The organism is Flavobacterium sp. 1355, assembly GCF_017833415.1.
Classification (GTDB): Bacteria; Bacteroidota; Bacteroidia; order Flavobacteriales; family Flavobacteriaceae; genus Flavobacterium.
Genome location: NZ_JAFICC010000002.1, coordinates 1 through 25,733 on the forward strand (window position 1 = coordinate 1; position 25,733 = coordinate 25,733).

General features: G+C 33.6%; 32 protein-coding genes. 16 read left to right on the forward strand and 16 right to left on the reverse strand.

From position 1 onward, the window contains the following. From JOD96_RS22590 to JOD96_RS02405, 13 genes are all read right to left on the reverse strand, one after another. The coding region (locus JOD96_RS22590) for a class I lanthipeptide (RefSeq protein WP_209563015.1) at positions 1–125 on the reverse strand (125 nt) is incomplete at its 3' end. A gap of 6 nt (positions 126–131) precedes the next feature. Then, positions 132–275 carry a class I lanthipeptide gene (locus tag JOD96_RS02350; RefSeq protein WP_209562673.1) on the reverse strand — a complete coding sequence of 48 codons (144 nt, stop codon included), beginning with the start codon at positions 273–275 and terminating at the stop codon, positions 132–134. 12 nt (positions 276–287) lie between these two features. Then, entirely contained in the window at positions 288–425 is a 138-nt protein-coding gene (locus tag JOD96_RS02355; RefSeq protein WP_209562674.1) for a class I lanthipeptide, read from the reverse strand. Between the two features lie 23 nt (positions 426–448). Then, complete coding sequence (locus tag JOD96_RS02360) at positions 449–604, reverse strand: class I lanthipeptide (RefSeq protein ID WP_209562675.1); 156 nt, start codon at positions 602–604, stop codon at positions 449–451. Continuing rightward, positions 601–750: a class I lanthipeptide gene (locus JOD96_RS02365; protein ID WP_209562676.1), complete on the reverse strand. Its 150-nt coding sequence runs from the start codon at positions 748–750 to the stop codon at positions 601–603. Before JOD96_RS02365 ends, JOD96_RS02360 begins: the two co-directional genes overlap by 4 nt. Before the next feature lie 7 nt (positions 751–757). Beyond that, positions 758–901, reverse strand: a complete 144-nt coding sequence (locus JOD96_RS02370) for a class I lanthipeptide (protein ID WP_209562677.1) — start codon at positions 899–901, stop codon at positions 758–760. A 2-nt stretch (positions 902–903) separates the two neighbouring features. Beyond that, entirely contained in the window at positions 904–1,056 is a 153-nt protein-coding gene (locus JOD96_RS02375) for a class I lanthipeptide (protein WP_165829065.1), read from the reverse strand. A gap of 25 nt (positions 1,057–1,081) precedes the next feature. Further along, positions 1,082–1,246: a class I lanthipeptide gene (locus JOD96_RS02380; protein WP_209562678.1), complete on the reverse strand. Its 165-nt coding sequence runs from the start codon at positions 1,244–1,246 to the stop codon at positions 1,082–1,084. Between the two features lie 28 nt (positions 1,247–1,274). Continuing rightward, entirely contained in the window at positions 1,275–1,427 is a 153-nt protein-coding gene (locus JOD96_RS02385; RefSeq protein WP_209562679.1) for a class I lanthipeptide, read from the reverse strand. Positions 1,428–1,884: 457 nt separating this feature from the next. After that, positions 1,885–2,043 (reverse strand): class I lanthipeptide, encoded by a 159-nt coding sequence (locus tag JOD96_RS02390; RefSeq protein WP_209562680.1) that lies wholly within the window; start codon positions 2,041–2,043, stop codon positions 1,885–1,887. Positions 2,044–2,057: 14 nt separating this feature from the next. Continuing rightward, positions 2,058–2,228, reverse strand: a complete 171-nt coding sequence (locus JOD96_RS02395) for a class I lanthipeptide (protein WP_165829073.1) — start codon at positions 2,226–2,228, stop codon at positions 2,058–2,060. Next, positions 2,228–2,413 (reverse strand): class I lanthipeptide, encoded by a 186-nt coding sequence (locus JOD96_RS02400; RefSeq protein WP_209562681.1) that lies wholly within the window; start codon positions 2,411–2,413, stop codon positions 2,228–2,230. Before JOD96_RS02400 ends, JOD96_RS02395 begins: the two co-directional genes overlap by 1 nt. Before the next feature lie 722 nt (positions 2,414–3,135). Beyond that, positions 3,136–4,950 (reverse strand): helix-turn-helix domain-containing protein, encoded by a 1,815-nt coding sequence (locus JOD96_RS02405; protein ID WP_209562682.1) that lies wholly within the window; start codon positions 4,948–4,950, stop codon positions 3,136–3,138. Positions 4,951–5,119: 169 nt separating this feature from the next. Here JOD96_RS02405 and JOD96_RS02410 point away from each other — a divergent pair, with 169 nt between their 5' ends. After that, positions 5,120–5,293, forward strand: coding sequence for a class I lanthipeptide (locus tag JOD96_RS02410; protein WP_209562683.1), 174 nt, complete (start codon positions 5,120–5,122; stop codon positions 5,291–5,293). 170 nt (positions 5,294–5,463) lie between these two features. Here JOD96_RS02410 and JOD96_RS02415 read toward each other — a convergent pair whose 3' ends face one another. Continuing rightward, positions 5,464–6,015, reverse strand: a complete 552-nt coding sequence (locus JOD96_RS02415; RefSeq protein ID WP_209562684.1) for a hypothetical protein — start codon at positions 6,013–6,015, stop codon at positions 5,464–5,466. 117 nt (positions 6,016–6,132) lie between these two features. Here JOD96_RS02415 and JOD96_RS02420 point away from each other — a divergent pair, with 117 nt between their 5' ends. From JOD96_RS02420 to JOD96_RS02450, 7 genes are all read left to right on the forward strand, one after another. Continuing rightward, entirely contained in the window at positions 6,133–8,904 is a 2,772-nt protein-coding gene (locus tag JOD96_RS02420; RefSeq protein WP_209562685.1) for a 2-oxoglutarate dehydrogenase E1 component, read from the forward strand. A gap of 79 nt (positions 8,905–8,983) precedes the next feature. Then, positions 8,984–10,240 (forward strand): 2-oxoglutarate dehydrogenase complex dihydrolipoyllysine-residue succinyltransferase, encoded by a 1,257-nt coding sequence (gene odhB, locus JOD96_RS02425; protein WP_209562686.1) that lies wholly within the window; start codon positions 8,984–8,986, stop codon positions 10,238–10,240. 215 nt (positions 10,241–10,455) lie between these two features. Next, entirely contained in the window at positions 10,456–12,924 is a 2,469-nt protein-coding gene (locus tag JOD96_RS02430) for a TonB-dependent receptor (RefSeq protein WP_209562687.1), read from the forward strand. A 57-nt stretch (positions 12,925–12,981) separates the two neighbouring features. Then, on the forward strand, positions 12,982–13,314 hold the full coding sequence (locus JOD96_RS02435) for a hypothetical protein (protein WP_209562688.1): 333 nt from the start codon (positions 12,982–12,984) through the stop codon (positions 13,312–13,314). Between the two features lie 3 nt (positions 13,315–13,317). Next, a complete protein-coding gene (locus JOD96_RS02440) occupies positions 13,318–13,620 on the forward strand; it encodes a hypothetical protein (protein WP_209562689.1) in 303 nt (100 codons plus the stop codon). Positions 13,621–13,623: 3 nt separating this feature from the next. Next, positions 13,624–15,183, forward strand: a complete 1,560-nt coding sequence (locus JOD96_RS02445) for a PepSY-associated TM helix domain-containing protein (RefSeq protein WP_209562690.1) — start codon at positions 13,624–13,626, stop codon at positions 15,181–15,183. Between the two features lie 137 nt (positions 15,184–15,320). Further along, positions 15,321–16,436 carry a PepSY-associated TM helix domain-containing protein gene (locus JOD96_RS02450; protein ID WP_209562691.1) on the forward strand — a complete coding sequence of 372 codons (1,116 nt, stop codon included), beginning with the start codon at positions 15,321–15,323 and terminating at the stop codon, positions 16,434–16,436. 45 nt (positions 16,437–16,481) lie between these two features. Here the strand turns inward: JOD96_RS02450 and JOD96_RS02455 are convergent, their stop codons facing one another. Both JOD96_RS02455 and JOD96_RS02460 read right to left on the reverse strand, forming a co-directional pair. Further along, positions 16,482–16,829 carry a toxin-antitoxin system YwqK family antitoxin gene (locus JOD96_RS02455; protein WP_209562692.1) on the reverse strand — a complete coding sequence of 116 codons (348 nt, stop codon included), beginning with the start codon at positions 16,827–16,829 and terminating at the stop codon, positions 16,482–16,484. A gap of 211 nt (positions 16,830–17,040) precedes the next feature. Continuing rightward, positions 17,041–18,039 carry a TlpA family protein disulfide reductase gene (locus tag JOD96_RS02460; RefSeq protein ID WP_209562693.1) on the reverse strand — a complete coding sequence of 333 codons (999 nt, stop codon included), beginning with the start codon at positions 18,037–18,039 and terminating at the stop codon, positions 17,041–17,043. Between the two features lie 156 nt (positions 18,040–18,195). Between JOD96_RS02460 and aspS the strand changes: the two genes are divergently transcribed. From aspS to nuoF, 8 genes are all read left to right on the forward strand, one after another. Then, on the forward strand, positions 18,196–19,947 hold the full coding sequence (aspS, locus tag JOD96_RS02465; RefSeq protein ID WP_209562694.1) for an aspartate--tRNA ligase: 1,752 nt from the start codon (positions 18,196–18,198) through the stop codon (positions 19,945–19,947). A 283-nt stretch (positions 19,948–20,230) separates the two neighbouring features. Beyond that, positions 20,231–20,425: a cold-shock protein gene (locus JOD96_RS02470; protein WP_007137066.1), complete on the forward strand. Its 195-nt coding sequence runs from the start codon at positions 20,231–20,233 to the stop codon at positions 20,423–20,425. Positions 20,426–20,668: 243 nt separating this feature from the next. Further along, positions 20,669–21,034, forward strand: coding sequence for an NADH-quinone oxidoreductase subunit A (locus tag JOD96_RS02475; protein WP_116751527.1), 366 nt, complete (start codon positions 20,669–20,671; stop codon positions 21,032–21,034). 154 nt (positions 21,035–21,188) lie between these two features. Beyond that, positions 21,189–21,737, forward strand: a complete 549-nt coding sequence (locus JOD96_RS02480; protein WP_035646217.1) for an NADH-quinone oxidoreductase subunit B — start codon at positions 21,189–21,191, stop codon at positions 21,735–21,737. Between the two features lies 1 nt (position 21,738). Then, entirely contained in the window at positions 21,739–22,260 is a 522-nt protein-coding gene (locus JOD96_RS02485) for an NADH-quinone oxidoreductase subunit C (protein ID WP_209562695.1), read from the forward strand. Positions 22,261–22,285: 25 nt separating this feature from the next. Further along, positions 22,286–23,524: an NADH-quinone oxidoreductase subunit D gene (locus JOD96_RS02490; RefSeq protein WP_209562696.1), complete on the forward strand. Its 1,239-nt coding sequence runs from the start codon at positions 22,286–22,288 to the stop codon at positions 23,522–23,524. A 242-nt stretch (positions 23,525–23,766) separates the two neighbouring features. Then, positions 23,767–24,297, forward strand: a complete 531-nt coding sequence (locus JOD96_RS02495; RefSeq protein WP_209562697.1) for a complex I 24 kDa subunit family protein — start codon at positions 23,767–23,769, stop codon at positions 24,295–24,297. A 1-nt stretch (position 24,298) separates the two neighbouring features. After that, positions 24,299–25,669: an NADH-quinone oxidoreductase subunit NuoF gene (nuoF, locus tag JOD96_RS02500; RefSeq protein WP_115844267.1), complete on the forward strand. Its 1,371-nt coding sequence runs from the start codon at positions 24,299–24,301 to the stop codon at positions 25,667–25,669. The last annotated feature ends 64 nt before the right edge of the window (positions 25,670–25,733 follow it).

The following is a 25,733-nucleotide window of genomic DNA, read 5'->3' on the forward strand; positions in this document are numbered from 1 at the left end:
AAACTGATTACTAAGTAACATGCAGGAGAGCTTCCGCCGTCAACGTCATGCATTTGTGTGTCGTTTAATTCTGTAACAGCCACTTTGTTGAAAGCAAGCTTGTTGTTTGGGTTTTGTTTTTTCATTTTTGATTATAGTTTTGCGATTAAGAAACTGATTACTAAGTAACATGCTGGAGAGCTTCCGCCTTCTACGTCATGCATCTGTGTGTCGTTCAATTCTGTAACAGCCACTTTGTTGAAAGCCAGCTTGTTGTTTGGATTTTGTTTTTTCATGGTTTAATTTTTTTAGACAAATGTTATTACGATAGTTGGTAAAGTAATAGTACCTGCGCCACCGTTTACTTCTTTTAATTGGTTATCGTTCAATTCTGTAACAGCCACTTTATTAAAAGAAAGCTTGTTCGTTAGATTTTGTTTTTTCATTTTTAAAAGATTTAAGTTGTTAATTAATTTTGTGCAAGCGTAATCAAAATCAGGCTAGTACCTCCCACAATTGTGACACTTGATGTTCCACCATTCACTTCCAGTAATTGGTTCTCGTTCAATTCTGTAACAGCCGATTTATTAAAAGCCAGCTTGTTTGTTGGTTGTTGTTTTTTCATAGTTGGTATATAGTTATTGCAATTGTTTGATAAACAATTGTAGTTACACTTGCACCACCATTTACTTCGTGTAATTGGTTCTCATTTAATTCTGTAATAGCCGCTTTATTAAAAGCCAGCTTGTTTGTTGGGTTTTGTTTTTTCATAACTTGATTATACTTTAGATAAAAGGTAACTGATTACTAAAAAGCTTATAGGTGTGCTTCCGCCATCTACGTCTTGCATTTGCTTATCATTCAATTCTGCAACAACTAGACTATTAAAAGCCAGCTTATTGTTTACACCTTGCCTTTTCATTTTTATAAGACCTGGTCAGCGATAATGGTTAATGCAATAGTCACTGCAACAGAAATTAAACTTCCGCCGTTAACATCCTGCATTTGATTTTCATTTAATTCTGCAACAGCCACTTTGTTGAAAGCTAGCTTGTTTGTTGGGTTTTGTTTCTTCATGATTTATAGTTTTTATGTTATTAGATTACATTATGTCATATGTTACTTTTAGGCAGCAACAACCTGTACAAGTATCTCCTCCGCCATCTATTGAGGTTCCTCCGTTAATATCAATCAATTGGTTATCATTTAATTCTGCAACAGCTATTTTATTGAAAAACAATCTGTTATTTTGGTTTTGATTTTTCATTTTTAATGTTTTTAAGTTTGGTTTAGATTTATAATAATGTAACTACGAATATGGTAATTGGAATACTATTTAAGGATGTAGAACTTGCTCCACCATTAACTTGTTGAATTTCGCTGTCATTCAGCTCCGTAATTGCCATTTTATTAAAGGCAAGTTTGTTGCCGGTCAATTGTTTTTTCATTTTGATGTTTTTTTAATTGTTATTTTTCTAATTGAATCAATAAACAGGTTCTTAATCACTGTAATTTGTAGCAAATCCGGATTTCCTTGTTTTTTGAGCATACTTCCTCCGTTTGTTATAATCCAGACTATATCAATAGTCAGATAATAACAAGTTTTGAGTTATGACACTTTTATACAGATCAATAATCTTAAAGATTATTAATAACAAATGCCATTGATTTTGTAAATGAAGCACCGACGACCCTTAAGTCAGCAGATTTTCCTTACTATAAATTTTATTGTTGCCACCAAGTGATGTGTGTAAGAAGTACTTTTGAAAGTGTAAAAACCCAGGGAGGTATTTTTACTTTAGCAGAAGTAATTTACAGATAACTTGTAAGCGTTACGTTTTGTTAAATTCTTTTTATAAAAGAGAGTCTCCACACTCTGTTTCTATAATATTATTCAGTAAACAATTATACGACTGTTAACCAGGTACCATATCCGGTAGTGATAATAATCGATCTGATTAAATCATTTGTACCGCCTTTAATGTCGTTCAATTGATCATCATTCAATTCTGTAATAGCCACTTTATTAAAAATGAGCTTCTTATTTCCAGTTTGATTTTTCATCTAGAAAAGAATGATTACATTTCCTGCATTACTACAATGCTTATTTGCAAGCAGCAGCATCCAGTGCAAGTGTCTCCGCCAAAAATTGTCGAACCACCATTGATTTCTCTCAGTAAATTGTCATTTAATTCTGTAACATCTGCTTTTTTAAAATACAGTTTGTTGCTTAGGTTTAGATTTTTCATTAGAATTGATTTGGTTTAATGATTGTTATTTTTGTCAATACAGGATCACAGATACAACCAGAGTTTGGGTTAGTATCACTATCACGTCCTGATATTCCGCCATTAATATTTCTTAATTGCTGAATGTTTAATTCTGTAACAACTGCTTTGTTAAAAGTCAATTTGTTTTGGTTGTGCTTTTTCATGTTTGTTTAGATTTAATTGTTAATATTTTTTGCAAAATGTTTTGCATTTAAAATCAAAATTCAAATATTGAATGTACATGCTGGCTAAAAAAACTTTAACCGGTTTTAATAAATAATAATTTTATAAACAGGTCAATTCAACCTGATTTTTTGATATTATTCTAAAATGAAATACTATAAACTTACTTCCTGAAAAAAAAATCAGGTCTATTTAAAAAGTTTAGTAATTCTTTTTTTGATTTTGTAAAACAAAGATTTTGATTGTTTTGCACCATCATGATCTTCAATTTTAAAAATTGAATTTCTGCTGAGCCTTTTTTGGCCTGATTGATTACTGTTAGTCATAATTTTTTTTTTTGCTAACACGGTGCTTTATAGAAGTACTTTAGAAATAGTAAAAAAAAGTTTTATTACAGACATTTTTTTTTACTTTTGTAGAAGTAATTTCTGGCAACCTTGTTAGGTATTACGTTTTTGTTAAAACACCTTATAAAACAGAGTCTCCACACTCTGTTTTATTTTTTTGTTTTTGAAGTGGCTACTCATTTTCATTTTCGCCACCCTTCAAAACCAAAGTAGAAACTAATCAGTTGTTCGGATTAATTCTGAGACAAAGTAAAATATTTTTTTCCTGCAAAAAAAATGAAAAACCCCCATATTTATAAAATAAGGGGGTTTATTTTTATGTTTAATTATTTGAAATTCAGTAAGTTATAACAAAACTAAGAGTTTTCAATTTCCCTCATCTGATTTATCTTTTTTATATAAATTGAGGGGCTAATTCCGGTTGCAACCTTAAAATATTTGGTAAAAGATTCGGGACTTTTATACCCAATTTCTTCTGCAATTGCATTAATTGAATACGATCTTAGTTTAGCATTATTCTTTAATTCAATAATAATATAGTTGATTCGAAGCTCATTTACGTAAGAACTAAAGTTCTTATCCAGTTCACTATTCACAATTTTAGACAAATAAGCAGTATTTGTTTTTAATCGCTTAGCTACATTATGGAGCGTAAAATCCTGCCTTAAGAACAATTTCTTTTCTTCAAGTTTAATTAGTTTGTCCAGAATTTCTGTTCTGGTAGTGTCTTTTATGATAAAATTGTTATTGATTGCCTCTTCAATATTGGTTTCAATATTTTCTGCAGTTCCTTCATCATTAACTGAGTCATCAATAGTTACAATGCTGTTGCTAATAAGTTCTGTTTCTAATTCTTCTTCAAACGCTTCAGATTCGGTTCTTTCATTACTATTTATAGTTGTATTGTTATGCTGGATTTCGTTAATTGCTTTTGCATTTTGATTTTCAAAGTTTTGAATTTTAAGTAGTAGTTCCTCAAACTTTACCTGATTTTGTATTCCTTCTTTTCTTCTTTTTATATAAAAACCAATAAATAACAGAATTAAAAAGCTTGTTACTCCTAACAATATCCATTTCTGATTTTTCTGTTCTGTCTCTCTTTCTTTGCTCTCGGATATATCAATTTTATGTAAATGATCAATGGCTTCAATTCTTTTTTCACCAATTTTCTTAGATTTTTCGATGAACTGACCATAATAATAGTTTGATTCAGAATAGTTTTCTATGAATTTATAGTTTTCAGCCAGAAGATAATATATCTCAGACAGACTTTCTGCCGGAATATCTTTTTTTGTCTTGTCTTTAATAATAGACTGTAAGAGTGTTATTGCCTTGTCGTAATCTTTTTGAAGCGAATACAATTTTGAAATCCTGATATTGATTTCGGTAATCAGGTTATTACTTTCTATTTCCTGAGCAATAATTAAGGCTTTTTCAAAGGTTATTTTAGCATTTTGAAAGTCCTTTTTATCGATATAAATTAAGCCTAATTGGGCCAAAAAATGAATTTCATGCTCTTTTAAGTTACTTTTTCGTGATTCTTCAATACCACTTTTTATAAAAACATAAGCAGAATCCTGTTTATTTAGATTAATATACGTCTTTACTAAACCCAATTTTATATCAAGTTTGCTGACATTGTCAAAGCCTTTCTTTGATAAGTTCTCTTTGTATATTTTTAAGGCTTCCTGATACCGCTCTAATTCGTAAGCGATACTTCCTTTTTTTATAGAAATATAATTGTAAGCATTGATATCATTGAGTTTCTTTGACAATATAACACATTCTTCATAAAGCGTTAAAGCTTCCTGGAAATCAAATTCATTAAATAAATAGTTTGCTTTATTGATTTTAAAAACCATTTCAAGCTTTTCATTATCAATAGCATTGGCCTTTTGAATCGCCTTGTCAAAATAATAAAAAGCGCTGTCTTTTTGAGTTAATGCGCCACTTAAGTCCGCCAGAAAACAATAGGTTTTTGCTTCTTCTACTACCAAATCATTGGCCTTAGCATATTTTAAAAGTTTATAACAGTAGTATTTTGCTTTGCTTGGATTATTATATAACAAACTTTGAACAGAATCTTTATAAGTTTCAATTTTACTCTGAGAAAAAGTAAAATTGATGGTAAGAAACAAAATTAAGCTGCACAACTTATTTAATGCGTTCATATTCATTTATTTTAAAATAAAATACTGATAATAAGATGGTTAAGCACGAGTCGAAATAGACTATTTTTATAAATCTGGGGATTTATGAGTTTTTTTAGTGGTTTTTTTGGGATAAATTCACAATATCAAATTCACAACATATTCAAAACCAATTTAAAACCCAAAGATTATGAAAAAAATTAACTTAAAAAAATTAGTGTTAAAAAAAACTAATATTATAGAATTAAATTCAGAACAATTACGTCAAATTGTTGGAGGAAATACAACTATTATAGAAGATGTTGTTGCAGCGACTGAAAAAACAGATCCTCGCAGTATGTATTCTATGTTTTGCCCGGCTTAAAAATCTACCAGCAAAAAAAAGAGCGGCTCAGTTTGAGCCGCTTTTTTTTTAAAGGTGTTGAGGTACTAAGGTTCTGAGGTTCTAAGCTTTTTATTTTAAATGAATATTTCAAGTTTTTTAACTTAGAGCCTTAGCATCTTAGAACCTTAGTACCTTTTAAAAGTATTCTTTTAAAAATAAACTCTTACAAAAGGCATAAATGCTGAACCATAAAGACTTTTTTCATCATTAAATAAAACATCGTAGCGTGCCCCTATTGTAACATTTCCCGTTCTGTAACCGGCTCCGAGATATAAGGCGGTATTCCAGAAATTATCTGAAAACGCAGGCCTGTAATCAGTTGCTTCGTAATCTGTGTTGACACGAACCTGTTCTAATTCTGCAGACAATTGAATTTCAGGAATCGGATTCACAAGGCCAATCAAACTTCCGCCATAAACAAATGAATCGTAGTAGTTTTTTGAAGCCAGATAACCAAACTGTAAACCAACACCAACAGCAACAATTTCATTAACATTGTAGATAGCGCTTGGCATAACAGAAATGTCGGTATATCCGGAACCAATTCCGAGACCAATCCCTCCTCCAAACTGAACCTTATCCCAAAAATGATTATTGTTATCTATAACATAATTTTGTTGTGCAGATGCATAACTTGAAAATAACACTGTCAATATCACAAAAAGAGATTTGCAATCGATTGAAAATACAATTTTATTCATACTTAACGTTTATTTTAACAAATTTTTACGTAAAAGTACTTAAAAAAAAGATTTAAATAAATGTGATTGTTGTACTTTTGCCATTCTATTAAACAAAAAGTATATTCAACTAATATTATGGATAGGTTTTCATTTTTAAATGCAGCGCATACAGAGTTTTTCGCACAGTTATATGATCAATATTTAATAAACCCAGATAGCGTTGAGCCAAGCTGGAGAAGTTTTTTTCAAGGTTTTGACTTTGGAATGACCACTTATAATGACGAAAATCCCGTTCAACAGATTGTTGAATATGTGAACACTAACACTGATTACAGTCAGGTTTCAGAAAAACTTAAAAAAGAGTTTAATGTTCTGAAATTAATTGACGGATACCGTACACGCGGGCATTTGTTTACTAAAACAAACCCTGTTCGTGACCGTAGAATCTCATCTCCGACTTTGGATATTGAAAATTTCGGATTATCTGCCGCAGATCTTTCAACTGTTTTTGATGCTGCTCAGACAATCGGAATGGTACCTTCTTCTTTGCAGGATATCGTAAACCGCCTTAAAGCTATTTACTGTCAGCATATTGGTATTGAATATATGTACATTAGAAATCCTGGCGTTGTAAAATGGATTCAGGACAAATTGGCTGTAAATGTTAACCAGCCTAGTTTTTCTGGTGATGAAAAGAAAATCATATTAGATAAATTAAATCAGGCAGTTTCTTTCGAGAACTTTTTACATACCAAATATGTTGGTCAAAAAAGGTTTTCATTAGAAGGTGGCGAAACTATTATCCCTGCTTTAGATGCACTTATTGAAAAAGCTGCAGAAAAAGGTGTTGAACAATTTGTTATGGGAATGGCTCACCGTGGCCGTCTGAACGTATTGGCAAATATCTTCGGAAAATCTACTCAGGATATCTTTGGTGAGTTTGATGGTAAAGATTACGATCAGGAATATTTTGATGGTGATGTAAAATACCACTTGGGTCTTACTGCCGACAAGAAAACAAGATCAGGAAAAAGCATTAACATCAATTTAGCACCAAACCCTTCTCACTTAGAAACAGTTGGAGCTGTAATTGAAGGAATTACAAGAGCAAAACAAGATAAATATTATGCTGACGATTTCTCAAAAGTATTACCTATCGCCGTACACGGTGATGCTGCAATTGCAGGTCAGGGTATCTTATATGAAATCATTCAGATGGCACAACTTGATGGTTACAAAACCGGAGGTACAATTCATATTGTAATCAACAATCAGGTTGGATTTACTACAAACTATTTAGATGCACGTTCATCTACTTATTGTACAGACGTTGCCAAAGTCACTCTTTCTCCGGTATTACACGTAAATGCCGATGATGCAGAAGCAGTGGTACATGCAGTTTCTTTTGCATTAGATTACAGAATGGAGTTTGGCCGTGACGTATTTATTGACTTGTTAGGTTATAGAAAATATGGCCATAATGAAGGTGATGAGCCACGTTTTACACAACCTGTATTATATAAAATCATTGCAAAACATAAGAACCCAAGAGATATTTATGCTGAGAAATTATTGTCAGACGGCGTAATTGATGCCTCTTATGTAAATGCTTTAGAAAAAGAATACAAAACTAATCTTGAGGAAAACTTAGAAGCTTCCCGTAAAAAAGATTTGACTATTATAACACCATTCATGAAAAACGAATGGGATGGATTTGTTCAGGTAACTGATACGCAAATGCTTCAAAAAGTGGATACAACTTTTGACAAAAGCGGATTGGATTCTATTATTAAAACAATCTCTACATTACCGGAAGACAAAAAGTTTATCAACAAAATAACTAAAATTGTTACCGACAGAAAAGCAGGTTACGACAACAATACTATCGACTGGGGAACTGCAGAAGCATTAGCTTACGGTTCACTTTTAACAGAAGGATTTGATATTCGTATCTCAGGTCAGGACGTAGAGCGGGGTACATTCTCTCACCGCCATGCTGTAGTAAAAGTTGAAGATTCTGAAGAAGAAGTAATTCTATTGGATGCTATCGAAAACAAAAAAGGAAAATTTGGTGTATTCAATTCTCTTTTATCTGAATATGGTGTTCTAGGTTTTGATTATGGATATGCATTAGCAAACCCAAAAGCATTAACGATCTGGGAAGCACAATTTGGAGATTTCTCTAATGGTGCTCAAATCATGATTGACCAGTACATTTCATGTGGTGAAGATAAATGGAACAACCAAAATGGTATTGTTTTATTATTGCCTCACGGATATGAAGGACAAGGTGCAGAACACTCTTCTGCAAGAATGGAGCGTTACCTACAGCTTTGTGCAAGACAAAATATGTATGTTGCAGATTGTACAACGCCAGCCAACTTCTTTCACTTGTTGAGAAGACAAATGAAAACAAACTTCCGTAAACCTTTGGTAGTATTTTCTCCTAAAAGTTTATTACGTGATCCAAGATGCGTATCAACCGTAGAAGAATTAGCAAACGGAAGTTTCCAGGAAACAATTGACGATAATACAGTTGACAAAAAAGGAGTAAAAACTTTAGTATTTGTAACTGGTAAATTCTACTATGACATTATTGCAGAAAGAGAAAACAACGGAAGAAAAGACGTTGCAGTTGTTCGTATTGAGCAATTGTTCCCTTTACCAGTGGAACAACTAAAAGCAATTATTGCACAATATCCAAATGCCGATGATTATGTCTGGGCACAAGAAGAGCCTAAAAACATGGGAGCTTACAGTTTTATGTTAATGAACTTTGATCTTGTAAAATGGAGATTGGCTTCATTAAAAGCTTACGCTGCTCCGGCATCAGGAAGTTATACAAGAGCCAAACGTCGTCATGCGGATGCAATTAGAATGGTATTCGATAAAAATTTATTTAGATAAAAGAGAATGTTTCAAGTTTAAAGTTTCAAGTTTACCCAACTGAAATTTTAAACCATAAAAACCTTAAACAAAAACAAAGATGATTTTAGAAATGAAAGTCCCATCACCAGGGGAATCAATAAAAGAAGTTGAAATTGCAACTTGGTTAGTAAAAGACGGAGATTATGTAGAAAAAGATCAGGCAATTGCTGAAGTTGATTCAGATAAAGCTACTCTTGAATTACCTGCTGAAATGAGTGGTGTAATTACACTAAAAGCTGAAGAAGGTGATACAGTAGCAGTTGGTGCTGTAGTTTGTTTAATTGATACAGATGCTGCAAAACCAGCAGGAAGCGCAACAGCAGCTCCAGCGGCTGAAGCTCCAAAAGCGGAGGCTCCAAAGGCAGAAGTAAAAGCTGATCCCGAAACTTCGGGACAAAAAGCTGCTCCGGTTCAGGCTCCGGCAGCAACAAGTTATGCAGCGGGGACTCCATCTCCTGCAGCAAGAAAAATATTAGACGAAAAAAATATTGCACCAGCAACAGTTTCAGGAACTGGTAAAGGTGGAAGAATTACTAAAGATGATGCTGTAAACGCAGTACCTTCTATGGGAACTCCAACTGGCGGAAGCCGTGGTACTGAGCGTACAAAATTATCAATGTTGCGTCGTAAAGTAGCAGAAAGATTAGTTTCGGCTAAAAATGAAACAGCTATGCTTACTACTTTCAATGAAGTAAACATGACGCCAATCAACCAAATTCGTAATGAATACAAAGATGCATTCAAAGCAAAACATGGTGGTCTTGGTTTAGGTTACATGTCATTTTTTACAAAAGCAGTTACAAGAGCTTTAGAATTATATCCTGATGTTAACTCAATGATGGACGGTGATTACAAAATTGCTTACGACTTTGCTGATATCTCAATCGCAGTTTCAGGACCAAAAGGATTAATGGTTCCTGTTGTTCGTAATGCAGAACTTTTGACTTTCCGCGGAATTGAAGCTGAAATCAAAAGATTAGCGTTAAGAGCTCGTGATGGTCAAATTACCGTTGACGATATGACTGGAGGAACTTTCACTATTACAAATGGTGGTGTTTTTGGAAGTATGTTGAGTACGCCAATTATTAACCCTCCTCAATCAGGAATTTTAGGAATGCACAATATTATTGAGCGTCCGATTGCTGTAAACGGAAAAGTTGAAATTCACCCAATGATGTACGTAGCACTTTCTTATGACCACAGAATTATTGACGGACGTGAGTCTGTTGGTTTCCTTGTAGCCGTTAAAGAAGCTTTAGAAAATCCGGTAGAATTATTAATGAATGGCGATGCTAAACGTGCTTTAGAATTGTAATCATAATAATTTCACTCAATATGGAAAACCTGTTCATTTATTTGGGCAGGTTTTTTTATTTAAATCGAATAAATAATTATCCATAATTGTTAATTTTTTAATAAAATGTAATTTTTACCTTTTAAAAAATATTTTATTTAGAATAAATAAGAATAACTTGTTTTGTTTCATTTCATGACTTAGATTTGCACTATTAAAATCAATTCTAAATAAAAATGAAATATAAATTTACAATTTCTTTTTTGAGCTTTTGTTTCTTACTGTTAGCAGGTACAACAGCCTGGGCACAGGAAAAAGCAACTATTAAAGGAAAAATTACTTTAAACAACAACGAATCTTCAGAAGGTATTTCTGTTGTTCTAAAAGGGACTAAATCAGGAACAACAACTGATGAAGAAGGTAACTATATATTAAAAAATGTAAAACCAGGAACTTATACTATAAAAGTTTCTTCAGTAGGTCACATCACGCAGGAAAAATCAATTGTAATTAAAGAGGGTGAAAACCTAACTCAAAATTTTACTATTTCGACCAACTCAGAAGATTTAACAGAAGTGGTTGTAAATGGAGGAAGAAAAAATCATTTTGCACGTAAGGAAACAAAACAGGTTTCAAGATTGCCACTTAAAAACCTTGAAAACCCCCAATCATATACTACCATTACCGGTGAATTATTAAAAGAACAAGTAGTAACCAATTTTGATGATGCCTTGAAAAACGCATCTGGTATTACACCGCTTTGGGCAGCAACAGGCCGCGCCGGGGATGGTGCAGCTTATTATTCTTTAAGAGGATTTCCTGTTCAGCCTACAATGGTAAATGGTCTGCCAGGCTTAACAAACGGAAGTTTAGATCCTGCAAATATTGACAGAATCGAAATTATCAGAGGTCCTTCGGGAACTTTGTTCGGAAGCAGTCTGATCTCTTATGGAGGTTTAATCAATACAACCACAAAAAGACCTTATAAAACATTTGGAGGAGAAATAAATTACACCGTAGGAAGTTATGGTTTAAATCGTGCAACTGTAGACTTGAACACACCTCTTAATGAGAATAAAACCTTGAATTTCAGAATAAATTCGGCTTACAACAAACAAAATAGTTTTCAGGATGCCGGTTTTAGAGAATCATACTTTATAGCACCTTCGTTATCTTATGAAGTAAACGACAAATTATCATTCTTGATTAATACTGAGTTTATGAGCAATGAATCTACAAACCCAACAATGTTGTTTTTAGATCGTGGTGCTCCGTTACGTGTTCATAATATTAATGAATTAAATTATGACAACAAACGTTCTTACACCAGTAATGAACTTACAATGAAAACTCCTTCTTATAACATCCAGGCGCAGATGAATTATAAACTTTCTGATCAATGGAGTTCACAAACAATATTCTCTAGCAGTTCAGCAAAATCAGTAGGGAATTATACTTACTTATATGAAGGAACACAATTTACACCAATTAAAGAAGGGATTGTGTTAGCTCGTTATTTTACAGATCAGGACAATCGTAACATAACTACTGATATTCAGCAAAATTTTAACGGTGATTTTAAAATTGGAAGCTTAAGAAACAGAATTGTTATTGGCTTTGATTATTTCAAAAGAACTGCTTCAGATCGCAGTACTGGATATTTTGGAAACGGATATGTATATATAGGAGACGATTTACAATCTTTCAATGCTTTTGTAGGACAAAATACTAATGGCGATAGCGGAGATTTAACAAAAGCAGGTGCTGCTGCAATAATTGGAAGTAGCCCAAGAAATAACATTAAAACTAAACAGGAGACTTATAGTGCTTATGTTTCTGATGTGATCAACTTTACTCCCGAATTATCTGCGATGTTAAGTTTGCGTGCTGACCGTTTTATGAATGCTAAAAACGACGGTTACAATCAAACTGCTTTTTCTCCAAAATTAGGATTAGTTTACCAGCCAATTCTGGATAAAGTATCGATTTTTGCAAATTATATGAATGGATTTGTGAACGTTGCACCTGGACAAAATCGTACTGCAACTATTATAACACCAATAATACTTAATCCTGAACATGCAGATCAGTTTGAAGTAGGAACAAAACTGAATCTTTTTAAAGATAAACTTTATGCTACTTTTAGTTACTATGATATTAAGGTTACTGATCAGGTTTATGTAGTAGAAACTCCTTATGTAGATCCCTCAGATCCAACAACCCCACAACCAAATAATAAGACGACTTATCAGGATGGCGCTCAGAAAAACAAAGGCTTTGAAGCAGAATTTGTAGCTAACCCAATTACTGGTTTAAACATTGTTTTGGGATACAGCTATAATGATGCAGTTTTAACAAAAGGAGATCCTGACTTTGTAGGTCACAGATCTGAAAATGCAGGACCAAGAAACCTTGCAAACCTTTGGGCCAGTTATAAATTTACAAACGGTTTATTAAGAGGCTTTGGTTTAGGCTTTGGAGGGAATTATGTTGGTGACAACATGATTATGAACAGAAATGTTGCAGGAACATTCACAATTCCAGAATACACAGTTTTAAACTCGTCTTTATTTTACAGTGCAGAAAAATTTACTATTACTGCTAAATTAAACAACATTGCTAATAAAGAAATATATGATGGCTGGTCAACAGTTCATCCTAAAGATCCAAGAGCTATAATAGGAAGTTTCTCATACAGATTCTAATAACAAATAAACAAAACACTTTTCTGTAAAAGAGAGGTGTTTTTAAATTTTAAAATTATGATAACAATAGCCAGCCTCTTCGTTTTTATCTCTTTTTATATGTTTTATTACACTTCAAAAAGAGCCGTCCTTTCTTATGATTATGGCTTTGAGAAATGGATGAATAATAATCCTAAGGAAACCAAAATTTCGGGATTAGTTTTACTTCTTTTTTCTTATACATTATGGCTGTTCAGTAAATCGCTTGGTTCAGGAACTTTGTTTTTCTTTATTCAGCTGATGACTATTGGTAGCCTGATTGTTATTTTATCACCTTTAAAAGCTTTGAACAGTAAAACTGTCGCTATACTTTTTGTATTGGCGGGAGTATTAGAATTTTATTACTATTAAAATATGCCAGCAAATCCTAAATATCTAACGCAGTCAATATGGCAGCGCTTTCTCAAAATAACTGCTGCTATACTTGGTGGGTATTTTGTTTCTGTGAGTTTTCATCTGGCTTTGGCTTCATGGTTAAATCGTGCGAATGTACTTATTACAATGGCCTATAGCGGATTTATTGTTTGGGTTGCCTTAATGGTTATTGCATTTCTTGCCAAAAACGGCTGGAAAATTTGGGGAGTATATTTATTGCTGACAATGCTTTTTTGCATTATTATCTATTTTGGCCAGACGTCTAATCCAATCACCAAATAATTCATGAATAACAGAAACTATAATATCTATTTTCATACGCATACTGTAAGTGGTATTGTTATTAGCGTTGTATTATTTGTCATTTTCTTTGCTGGGTCATTTTCTTTTTTTAGAGATGAAATCATTAACTGGGAACGCAATGAATCTGTTACACAAACCAAGGAAATTGAACTTGATTATGATGCTGCTTTAAAAACCTTAGACAAAAAACACATTTTAGCAGGAAGAAATATTTCGATTTCTAAATCCAGCAATGAAAGACGTGTTAATATTTACTTGGAAGGGACTCAGGACACTTTGGCCCCAGCCCAACAAAAAGAGGGACAATTCTTTTATTTAGACACTAAGACTTTTAAAACTCAGACTTATGAAGAATCGTACTCGTTAGGTGAATTTCTTTATCGTCTTCACTTTTTAGCTCAGGTACCTTATCCTATTGGTTACTACCTTTCTGGTTTTATAGCATTATTTTTCTTATTTGCGATTATAACCGGAGTGTTATTACATTGGAACAAAATTATTTCTAATTTTTATATGTTCCGCCCTAAAGAAAAATTAAAAACATTGTGGACAGATGCTCATACTGCATTAGGGATGATTGGTCTGCCTTTTCAGTTTGTATACGCTGTCACCGGAGCTTTTTTCATGATTAAACTGCTAATCGTAGCACCGGCCGTAATGGCTTTATATAAAGGAGACGACGCCAAATTGTATGAGGATTTAGAATACAACGATCCTACTTTTAAATTTGAAAATAAAAAAATAGCCAATCCTTTTAGTATAAATGAATTTGTAGATAAGGCTAAAAGGAATTGGAAAAATTTTGAAATTACAAACGTCGAGATTAAGAATTACGGCGATTCTAATATGCATATTTTGGTTAATGGAGAAATGCCATATGATCAAAAATTTACCGCTGTCGGAAAAGTAATTTACAAAATAGCAGACGGTAAGGTTGTTGCCAAAAAAGATCCAATTACAGAAAACAAGTATCTGGATGTTGTTAAAAATGTTTTGTATCGGATTCATTACGGTGATTACGGGGGTTATGCGTTAAAAATCATCAGTTTTGTATTAGGGATTATTACTTGTTTCGTTATAATTTCCGGAGTTATGATTTGGCTTGTGGCAAGAGAAAAGAAAAACATGCCGGAGAAAAAACGTCGTTTTAACAATTCGGTTGCCCGTATATATCTGGCAATTTCCCTGAGCATGTACCCGGTTACGGCTTTAGCATTTATTGGTACAAAAGTATTTCATCCTCTAAGCCAGACTAATATTTACAGTCTTTATTTTATTAGCTGGTTATTGTTAATTGTATTTTTCCTTTTAAAGAGAGATATTAACTTCACAAATAAATGGAGTTTAATTTCAGGAAGCATTTTAGGTTTTTTAATTCCGATTGCGAATGGAATTGTCTCCGGAAACTGGTTTTGGAATTCATTCCTAAAAAATCACATTCAGGTTTTCTTTATAGATGTTTTCTGGATTGTTCTGGCCTCTATAACGCTTTATGTATCTTATCACTTAAAGCGGGAAACAGCAACTGTGACAGAAAAATAGTTAACAATAATTTTAAGCATATACCAAAAGTCGTTACGCTGTAATTTAAAGCGTAGCGACTTTTTTTGTTTTTAAGAAAATAAGCAAAATCATTTGCCTCTTATTAATTTAGGCCTACATTTACGCTTTTATTTAAAATGGGATTCAAAAAGAAAATACGTTTTCTACATAAATGGCTCGGACTTATTTCCGGACTAATCGTTTTTATTGTAAGCATTACCGGTTGTATATTCTGTTTTCACGACGAGATAAAAGATATTACCCGTAAAGAATGGCGTTTGGTTGAGCCGCAAAATAAACCATTTATTCCTCCATCTGTTTTATTGGGCAAAGCCAAAGAAATTCTTCCGTCTTATAAATCTAGTATGATTTCCTACTACGGAAAAGATCGATCTGCAATTGTCTATTCATATTCTGATATAGGAAGCCTCTATCTATACTTTAATCCCTATACCGGAAAACATTTAAAAATTGAAAATCCCAAAACTGATTTTTTTATTATTGTAGAACACATTCATTTGTACTTACTTCTACCCGATTATATTGGCAAACACATTGTTGGCATTGCCACAATTATTTTTATTATTTTGCTTATAACGGGAATTATCCAGTGGTGGCCCAAACGGAAAAGTGATATTAAAAGAAGTTTTTCAGTAAAATGGACAGCCAAATGGCGTCGGGTTAATTATGACTGGCACAACACTTCTGGTTTTTATATTTCGATAATTGTTGCCATTATCGCCATCACAGGCTTAACTTTTACTTACGAATGGGTTGGCGACGGAGTTTACAAAACGTTCAATTTGGGCGGAGATAAAAAATTTGAAACAAAAGCACCTGTAATCGACACAACAAAATTCGAAACAAACAAAGTGATTGCGATAAATCGCGCTTTTATGCAAACTATGCAATTACAGCAAAAAGCCGAAATGTTTTATGTAACTATCCCGCAGCAAAAAGGAGATATTATAAACACAGGTGCTTATCCGCATACTTTACGATACGATCATCAAAGCAATTATTACTTTCATCCGGAAAACGGAAAACTAATAGAGAGTCAGCCGTACGACAAAAAAACATTAGGCTTACAAATAGTCGAAATGAACTACGGAATTCATACCGGACAAATTTTAGATTTGCCTGGAAAAATTATTGCTTTTACAGTAAGTTTATTTGCTGCAGGATTACCAATTACAGGTTTTGTAATTTGGTACGGAAGAAAAAAGAAGAGTCGCAAAAAATTAAAGGCATAAAAAAACCGCTAATAAAAGCGGTTTATATTGTATTTTTAAAATTACTTAATTTCTATCTGCTAAAGCATTTTTCTGTAAGTTTTTAACTGAAGTAACTTTGCTGTTTTCATACGCAACTTCGCAAAGGTTTTTTTCATTAAAGAAAACCCATTTGCCCGTTTTTAATCCGTCTGTATACTCAGCTACTGCTACTTTATTTCCGTTTTCGTCATACGATACCCATACACCATCTAATTTGCCATCTTTAAAAAAGCCTTCTTGTTGTACTTTACCATTTTCATAATAATAAGTAGCTTTTACTTTGTTTCCAACAGCTTCTAATTCTGGTTTTACCTCTTGTGCAACTAAAATTCCAGAGAACATCATTGCAACTAAAATCACACACTTTTTCATATCTTTAGGTTTTTAATGTTATCAAATCGTTATCAAATATAATTAAATGTTTACATTAAAAAAACTTTTGCTTAACAATTTGGTAACATTGAGTAAAAACTTAACATTGGGAAATCACTAAAAACAAAAAAACCAACGCCGAGGCATTGGTTTTACTGGTATTCTTTCAAAAAAATAAATTTACTATAACGTTATAAATTTCGTAAATAAATTAGTTCAATAATGAATCTAACTGCGTTTGAAGCGCTTGATCAGAAGGTCTTGTAGCATTAGAATCGACAACTTTACCTTGTGGATCAATTAAAATAAATCGTGGAATAGAAATCACATTATAACTTATTGCAAAATCAGATTTCCATTCATTATCAGCCAAAAGCTGGATTCCTCCAAGTTGCTTATCGGTTACAAATTTTTGCCATTTATCATGGTCTTTTGGAGCATCTATTGAAACACTCACAAATTCGATATTTTTTCCGTGATATTTTTCTTCTACTTTTTGAAGAAAAGGAATTTCAGCACGACATGGCCCGCACCAAGTTGCCCAAAGATCAATATAAACATATTTCCCTTTTAATTCTGATAACTTTGTTTTTCCTCCTTTATGGTTTTCAAATTCGAAATCTGGTGATGCTGTATTGTTCAATTTCGCCATTTTCATCACTTGGTCACGATGTTCTGTAATTTGAGCAATCGCTTGCTGTCCATTTTCAGTTTCAATTTTTACAAACTCAGGATCCAATTTCTTATTATTTAATCGGGCTGCATCAGCTGCTTTTTTGGCATCAATTAATTTATTAAAAGCTGCATCATCTAAATTTACAACACTATTATCATAAAGTTTCTCATCGGCCAGAATACGCTGTGCCAAAATATTGTTTTCTAAACTTCCTTTACCTTTATAAACTATTGATTCATCAAATTGTTTAGCATCCATCTTAAGCTTTATATCATAGCCATTTTTCAAAAACAATTCCGTTGATTCAACACCGTCATACATACGGCCTCTTCCTCCGTTCAATACTAAAGTATCTTTAAAAATACCTTTTGCATTAACATAAATCGTCTTAACAACTTTTCCGTCATTAATAATTTTGATAATGTCGCTATTTCTATTTGCAATATTTGCTTCAAAAGTGACATATTTTTTAGATTGAGCGCTGATATTCAAAGCACTAAAAAAGACTAAACCAGCAATAAAAAATTTCTTCATAGATAATAAGGTTTGTTTTGGTGTATCAAATCTAAAGAAATTAGAATTGCAAAATTTAACAATTAACAAAATATTTCAAATTTATATGCAGCAACTTAGCACTTTACTATATTATTTTGTTTTTTGTGTTTACTTTTGCAGTCTAAAATTTAGATCATGTATAGAAGTCATAATTGTGGCGAATTAAACGCCTCAAATATAAATACCGAAGTTACGCTTGCAGGCTGGGTTCAAAAATCACGCGATAAAGGATTTATGAATTGGGTCGATCTGCGCGACCGTTATGGAATTACACAGCTTATTTTCGACGAAAGCCGTACTGATAAAACTGTTTTTGAACTGGCAAAAACTCTTGGTAGAGAATTTGTGATTCAGGTAAAAGGAACTGTTATCGAACGTGAAGCGAAAAACAAGAACATTCCGACTGGTGAAATCGAAATTTTAGTTTCCGAATTAACTATTCTAAATGCAGCGCTTACGCCTCCATTTACAATTGAAGATGAAACTGATGGTGGAGAAGATATCAGAATGAAATACCGTTATTTAGATATCAGAAGAAATCCTGTAAAAAACAGTTTGTTATTCCGTCATAAAGTAGCGATGGAAGTTCGTAAATATTTATCAGATCTGGATTTCTGCGAAGTTGAAACTCCATACTTAATTAAATCAACTCCGGAAGGAGCAAGGGATTTCGTTGTACCAAGCCGTATGAACGAAGGACAATTTTATGCATTACCGCAATCACCACAAACTTTTAAACAATTATTGATGGTAGGCGGAATGGATAAATACTTCCAAATTGTAAAATGTTTCCGTGATGAAGATTTACGTGCAGACCGTCAGCCTGAGTTTACACAAATCGATTGCGAAATGGCATTTGTGGAACAAGAAGACATTTTGAATGTTTTTGAAGGTTTGACAAGACATTTATTAAAAGAAATAAAAGGTATAGAAGTAGACAAATTCCCAAGAATTACCTACGATTATGCCATGAAAACATACGGAAATGACAAACCGGACATCCGTTTCGGAATGGAGTTTGGAGAACTAAACGAATTCGCACAACACAAAGATTTCCCAGTATTCAATGCTGCAGAATTGGTTGTTGGTATCGCAGTTCCGGGAGCAGGAAATTATACCCGCAAAGAAATAGACGGATTGATTGACTGGGTAAAACGTCCTCAGGTTGGAGCATCGGGAATGGTGTACTCAAAATGTAATGATGATGGAACTTTTAAATCGTCTGTAGATAAATTTTACGATCAGGCTGATTTAGCAAATTGGGCAAAAGCAACAGGTGCTAAACCTGGTGATATGATTTTTGTACTTTCTGGACCTGCAAACAAAACACGCGCACAGCTTTCTGCACTTCGTATGGAATTAGCAACCCGTTTGGGATTACGCAAACCAGAAGAATTTGCACCGCTTTGGGTTGTAGATTTCCCGTTATTAGAACTTGACGAAGAAAGCGGGCGTTATCATGCTATGCACCATCCTTTTACATCTCCAAAACCAGAAGACATGGCCTTGTTAGAAACAGAACCCGGAAAAGTTCGTGCCAATGCTTATGATATGGTATTGAACGGAAATGAAATTGGCGGAGGTTCAATTCGTATTCACGACAAAGCGACACAACAATTAATGTTCAAATATTTAGGATTTACTGAAGAAGAAGCAAAAGCTCAATTTGGTTTCTTAATGGACGCGTTTCAATTTGGAGCACCCCCTCACGGTGGATTAGCTTTTGGTTTAGATAGACTGGTAGCTATTTTAGGAGGTCAGGAAACAATTAGAGATTTTATTGCCTTCCCTAAAAACAATTCAGGACGCGATGTAATGATCGATGCACCGGCTGCGATCGATGATGCACAATTAAAAGAATTACATATTAAAGTTAATCTTGCATAAACCATCACAGCTATATAAAATCGCAGTTAAAATTTAGCTGCGATTTTTTTTATAAATAAAGTCAAAAAGACCATAAATATCGTGCCGCAAAGTCATAAAGTTCTTACTTTTTGAACTATTTTTAATAATGGCCATTTTAGAAGTGTCGATACTTAAATGAACGCAATATAATTAGCAAAAACACTGGAAATCAATAATTTTTACAAAAAATTAACACCTTCTTGTCTTTTGTATGAATTTATATATTACATTTGCTTCATTATAAATTATTATTACAATTACAATGCGTACAGGTACAGTAAAATTTTTCAATGAATCTAAAGGTTATGGATTCATTACAGACGAAGAAACAGGAAAAGATATCTTCGTTCACGCTTCAGGAATTAACGCGGAAGAATTACGCGAAGGTGACCGTGTAAGCTACGAAGAAGAAGAAGGAAGAAAAGGGAAAGTTGCTGCTAAAGTAGCAGTAATCTAAGAAAAATATAGCAATTTATTTTTTTTGCCTCTGAATGGTTTTAAAAACGTTTCGATTAATTTCGAGACGTTTTTTTTTGTCCAAATCTTAAAAAAAGATTAAAAAAACAGAAAGTTATTTATAATGAATAAAAATTAGACATAAACGTACTTTTCACACCTACTTATATCTTCATTTAGCTTGTGATTTACAGAGTTGGAAGTTATCTTTGTGGCTTATTTTTTAAGTAAAAACCCTAAGTTTATGCAATCTGATCAATACAGCTATCTTCCTATTTTAATGCAGCTAATTCTTGCTGTTGGTTTTGTGGTAGGAACAATCATTATTTCTGGAAAATTAGGCCCTAAAAGAACTTCTGAAGTTAAAGATAAAAACTTCGAGTGCGGTATCGAATCTGTTGGTAATGCACGTATTCCTTTTTCGGTAAAATATTTCCTTGTTGCGATCTTATTTGTTTTATTTGACGTAGAGGTAATTTTCCTTTATCCTTGGGCAGTAAACTTTAAGGATCTTGGAATAGAAGGAATGTTAAAAATGATTATTTTCATGGCTTTGCTTTTAGTTGGTTTTTTCTATATCATCAAAAAGAAAGCATTAGAGTGGGAATAAAGAAATTTTAGATTTCAGAATTTAGATTTTAGATTACTTTGATTTAAAATTTAGATTTGAAAGAATAAATTTCGCAAGTACAAATTGATTTTTAAATATTGATTTCGGTTCAGGTTGCAAAATCTAAAATCAGAAATCTAAAATCTAAAATAAAATGAGCGATTCAAAAGTAAATATGGTTGCGCCACCGGAAGGAGTTGTAGGAGAAGGATTCTTCGCTACAAAACTAAATGATGTTGTTGGTTTAGCAAGAGCCAATTCTTTGTGGCCGCTTCCTTTCGCGACTTCATGCTGTGGTATCGAATTTATGGCTACAATGGCCTCACATTACGATTTAGCACGATTTGGTTCTGAGCGTGTGAGTTTCTCTCCTCGTCAGGCAGATATGTTATTAGTTATGGGAACCATTTCTAAAAAAATGGCTCCAATTTTAAGACAGGTTTACGAACAAATGTCTGAACCACGCTGGGTAATTGCCGTAGGAGCTTGTGCTTCATCTGGTGGAATCTTTGATACCTATTCAGTTTTACAAGGAATTGACAAAGTAATCCCTGTTGATGTTTACGTACCTGGATGCCCTCCGAGACCAGAGCAAATAGTCGATGGAGTGATGAGACTTCAGGAATTGGTAAAAAGTGAATCTGTTAGACGCAGAAGCTCTCCTGAATACCAAGAATTATTAGCATCATACAATATTTCATAAGATGGCATTAGACAATACCCTGATTCAGGATAAACTTATAGAAACATTTGACACAAGTGTTTTTAACTTTCAAGAAGAAAGAGATATTTATTCATTTGAAGCTAGTGCTGACAAGATCACTGCTTTAATTCTTTTTCTAAAAAACGATACTGATTTACGTTTTCATTTCTTAACCGATTTATGCGGAATTCATTATCCGGATAACGAATCAGAACGTCAGTTTGCAATAGTATATCATTTACACAACTGGTACGAAAACAAACGTATAAGAATTAAAGTTTATCTTAATGGTGAAAAACCAGAGATCAAAACAATATCAAATATTTTCCCAAGTTCAAACTGGATGGAAAGAGAAACATACGATTTCTTCGGGGTTAACTTTATTGGTCACCCGCAATTGAAACGTATCTTGAATATGGATGAAATGCTTTCTTTCCCAATGAGAAAAGAGTTCCCAATGGAAGACAGCGGAAGAACTGATAAAGACGACAGATTCTTTGGAAGAACAACAACAAATTGCTAAAAAATAAATAATTCAACATTATAAAATGTCAGAACTATTATTACCACCAGAGCATCGCTATGCTAAAATAATTAAGGAGAAACTAAATGAAGACGGAAGCGAGCTTTCTGTACTAAATTTGGGCCCTACCCACCCTGCAACTCATGGTATTTTTCAGAATATCTTATTGATGGATGGTGAAAGAATTCTTGAGGCGGAACCAACTATTGGTTACATCCACAGAGCATTCGAAAAAATTGCCGAAAATCGTCCTTTTTATCAAATTACGCCTCTTACAGACCGTATGAATTACTGCTCCTCTCCTATTAATAATATGGGATGGTGGATGACTTTAGAAAAATTATTAAATATTGAAGTTCCAAAAAGAGCACAGTATTTAAGAGTTATCGTAATGGAACTTGCCCGTATTACAGATCACCTTATCTGTAACTCGATATTAGGGGTAGACACTGGTGCGTATACAGGTTTCTTATACGTTTTTCAATTTAGAGAAAAAATCTACGAAATCTACGAAGAAATTTGTGGAGCTCGTTTGACAACAAATATGGGAAGAATTGGTGGTTTTGAAAGAGACTGGACTCCAGCAGCTTTTGAAAAACTTGATAAATTCCTTGAAGAATTTCCAGTTGCCTGGAAAGAATTCGAAAATCTATTCGAAAGAAACAGAATTTTCCTTGACAGAACTGTAAACGTTGGTGCTATTTCAGCTGAACAGGCGATGGCTTACGGATTTACAGGTCCAAACTTACGTGCTGCCGGAGTTGATTACGACGTTCGTGTTGCGCAACCTTATTCTTCTTATGAAGATTTTGATTTTATTGTTCCTGTTGGAAAATCAGGTGACACTTATGACCGTTTCTGTGTTCGTAATGCAGAAGTTTGGGAAAGTTTAAGTATCATTCGTCAGGCGTTGGAAAAAATGCCCGCCGGAAATGAATACCACGCTGAAGTTCCTGATTATTATCTTCCTCCAAAAGAAGATGTTTACAATAATATGGAATCTCTAATTTATCACTTCAAAATCGTAATGGGTGAAGTTCCTGTTCCGGTTGCAGAGATTTATCATCCTGTTGAAGGAGGAAATGGAGAATTAGGATTTTACTTAGTTACGGACGGAAGCAGAACTCCATATAGATTACACTTCAGAAGACCTTGTTTTATTTATTACCAAGCTTATCCTGAAATGATTAAAGGTGCTTTATTATCAGATGCAATTGTGATTTTATCAAGTTTAAATGTAATTGCAGGAGAATTAGACGCCTAGAAATTGTAGCTTTTAGATTTCACTCCTGAAGCCTCGGGATAGATTGAAATCGAGACTATTATAAGAATTGAAGAATTCAGATTGAAAAATCTAAAACTAAAACAAAGATTGCAGGATGTGGATTTATAAACAAGAGATTGAAAAATCTAAAATCATAAATCTAAAATTATAAGATTGCAGAATATGGATTATAGACAAAGATTGAAAAATCTAAAATCTAAAATCTAAAATCTAAAATAAAAATGGAACGTAAACATTACAAACAAGAAATAAATATGACTGAAGCATTGATCGCCCGCATCAATGAATTGATCAGTCATTATCCGGAAGGCAAACAAAAATCGGCATTATTGCCTGTTTTGCACGAAGTGCAGGACGCGCATGATAACTGGCTTAGCATTGAACTGCAGGATAAGGTTGCCGAAATTCTTCAGATTAAACCTATCGAGGTTTATGAGGTGGTTACTTTTTATACCATGTTCAACCAAAAGCCAATTGGGAAATACATGTTTGAGTTTTGCCAGACTTCTTGTTGTTGTTTAAACGGTGCCGAAAATTTAATGGATTATACTTCTGAAAAATTAGGTATTAAAATGGGCGAAACAACTCCAGACGGAATGTTTACCATTGCCGGAGTAGAATGTTTAGGTGCCTGCGGATATGCTCCGATGATGCAGCTGGGCGATTTCTACAAAGAAAAATTGACAGAAGAAAAAATCGATCAGTTAATCGCTGATTGCAAAGAGGATAAAATAATATTACACGATAAATAAGATGTCACAAAAAATATTATTAGATAAAATCAATATTCCTGGAATTAAAACCTACGAAGTATATCGCCAAAATGGTGGGTATGCCTCTGTAGAAAAAGCTTTAAAAACACTTACACCGGATGAAGTTACTGAAGAAGTAAAAAAATCAGGTCTTCGTGGTCGTGGTGGCGCAGGTTTCCCTGCCGGTATGAAATGGAGCTTTATTGATAAAAAATCAGGAAAACCAAGACATTTAGTTTGCAACGCCGATGAGTCTGAACCGGGAACATTCAAAGATCGTTATTTGATGGAATACATTCCTCACTTACTGATTGAAGGAATGATTACTTCAAGTTTTGCCTTAGGCGCTAACCTTTCGTATATCTACATTCGTGGAGAATATATGTGGGTTTTCAAAATTTTAGAAAGAGCAATCGCCGAAGCAAAAGCTGCAGGCTGGTTAGGAAAAAATATATTAGGAACAGGTTACGATTTAGAATTACACGTTCACTGTGGAGCCGGAGCTTATATCTGTGGAGAAGAAACTGCACTTATAGAATCTTTGGAAGGTAAAAGAGGAAATCCTCGTATTAAACCACCTTTCCCTGCAGTGTCAGGACTTTGGGCAAACCCAACAGTAGTAAACAATGTGGAAACTATTGCAACCGTGCCATGGATTATCAACAATTCTGGAGATGATTATGCTAAAATCGGAATTGGACGTTCAACAGGAACAAAATTAATTTCTGCTTCAGGGCATATTAAAAATCCGGGAGTTTATGAAATTGAATTAGGTTTAAGTGTTGACGAATTCATGAATTCTGACGAATATTTGGGAGGAATGTCTTCAAGCAGACCTTTAAAAGCTTTCGTACCAGGAGGTTCATCAGTGCCAATTTTACCAGCTGAATTAATTTTCAAAACAGCAAACGGTGAAGACAGATTAATGACTTACGAATCTTTAAGTGATGGTGGTTTTGCTACCGGATCGATGTTGGGTTCAGGAGGATTTATAGTATATAACGACACTGCTTGTGTAGTTAGAAATACCTGGAATTTTGCCCGTTTTTACCACCACGAATCTTGCGGACAATGTACGCCTTGCCGTGAAGGAACCGGATGGTTAGAAAAAATCTTGTGGCGAATTGAAAACGGTCAGGGTCGTGAAGAAGATATCGAATTATTGTGGAGTATTCAAAGTAAAATTGAGGGTAACACAATTTGCCCGCTTGGTGACGCAGCTTCCTGGCCAGTAGCAGCTGCAATTCGTCACTTTAGAGATGAATTCGAATATCATGTTCGTTTCCCAGAAAAAATTAAAAACAGAGATCACTTTGTTGCTGAGCCTTTCTCGCAAGTGAAACATTTAGTAGGCGGTAAAGTAATCGTATAAAGAAATATAAAGCAGAAAGTTATAAAGTTAATAATATAAAAAGGACAGCAAATCTTTTTAAATA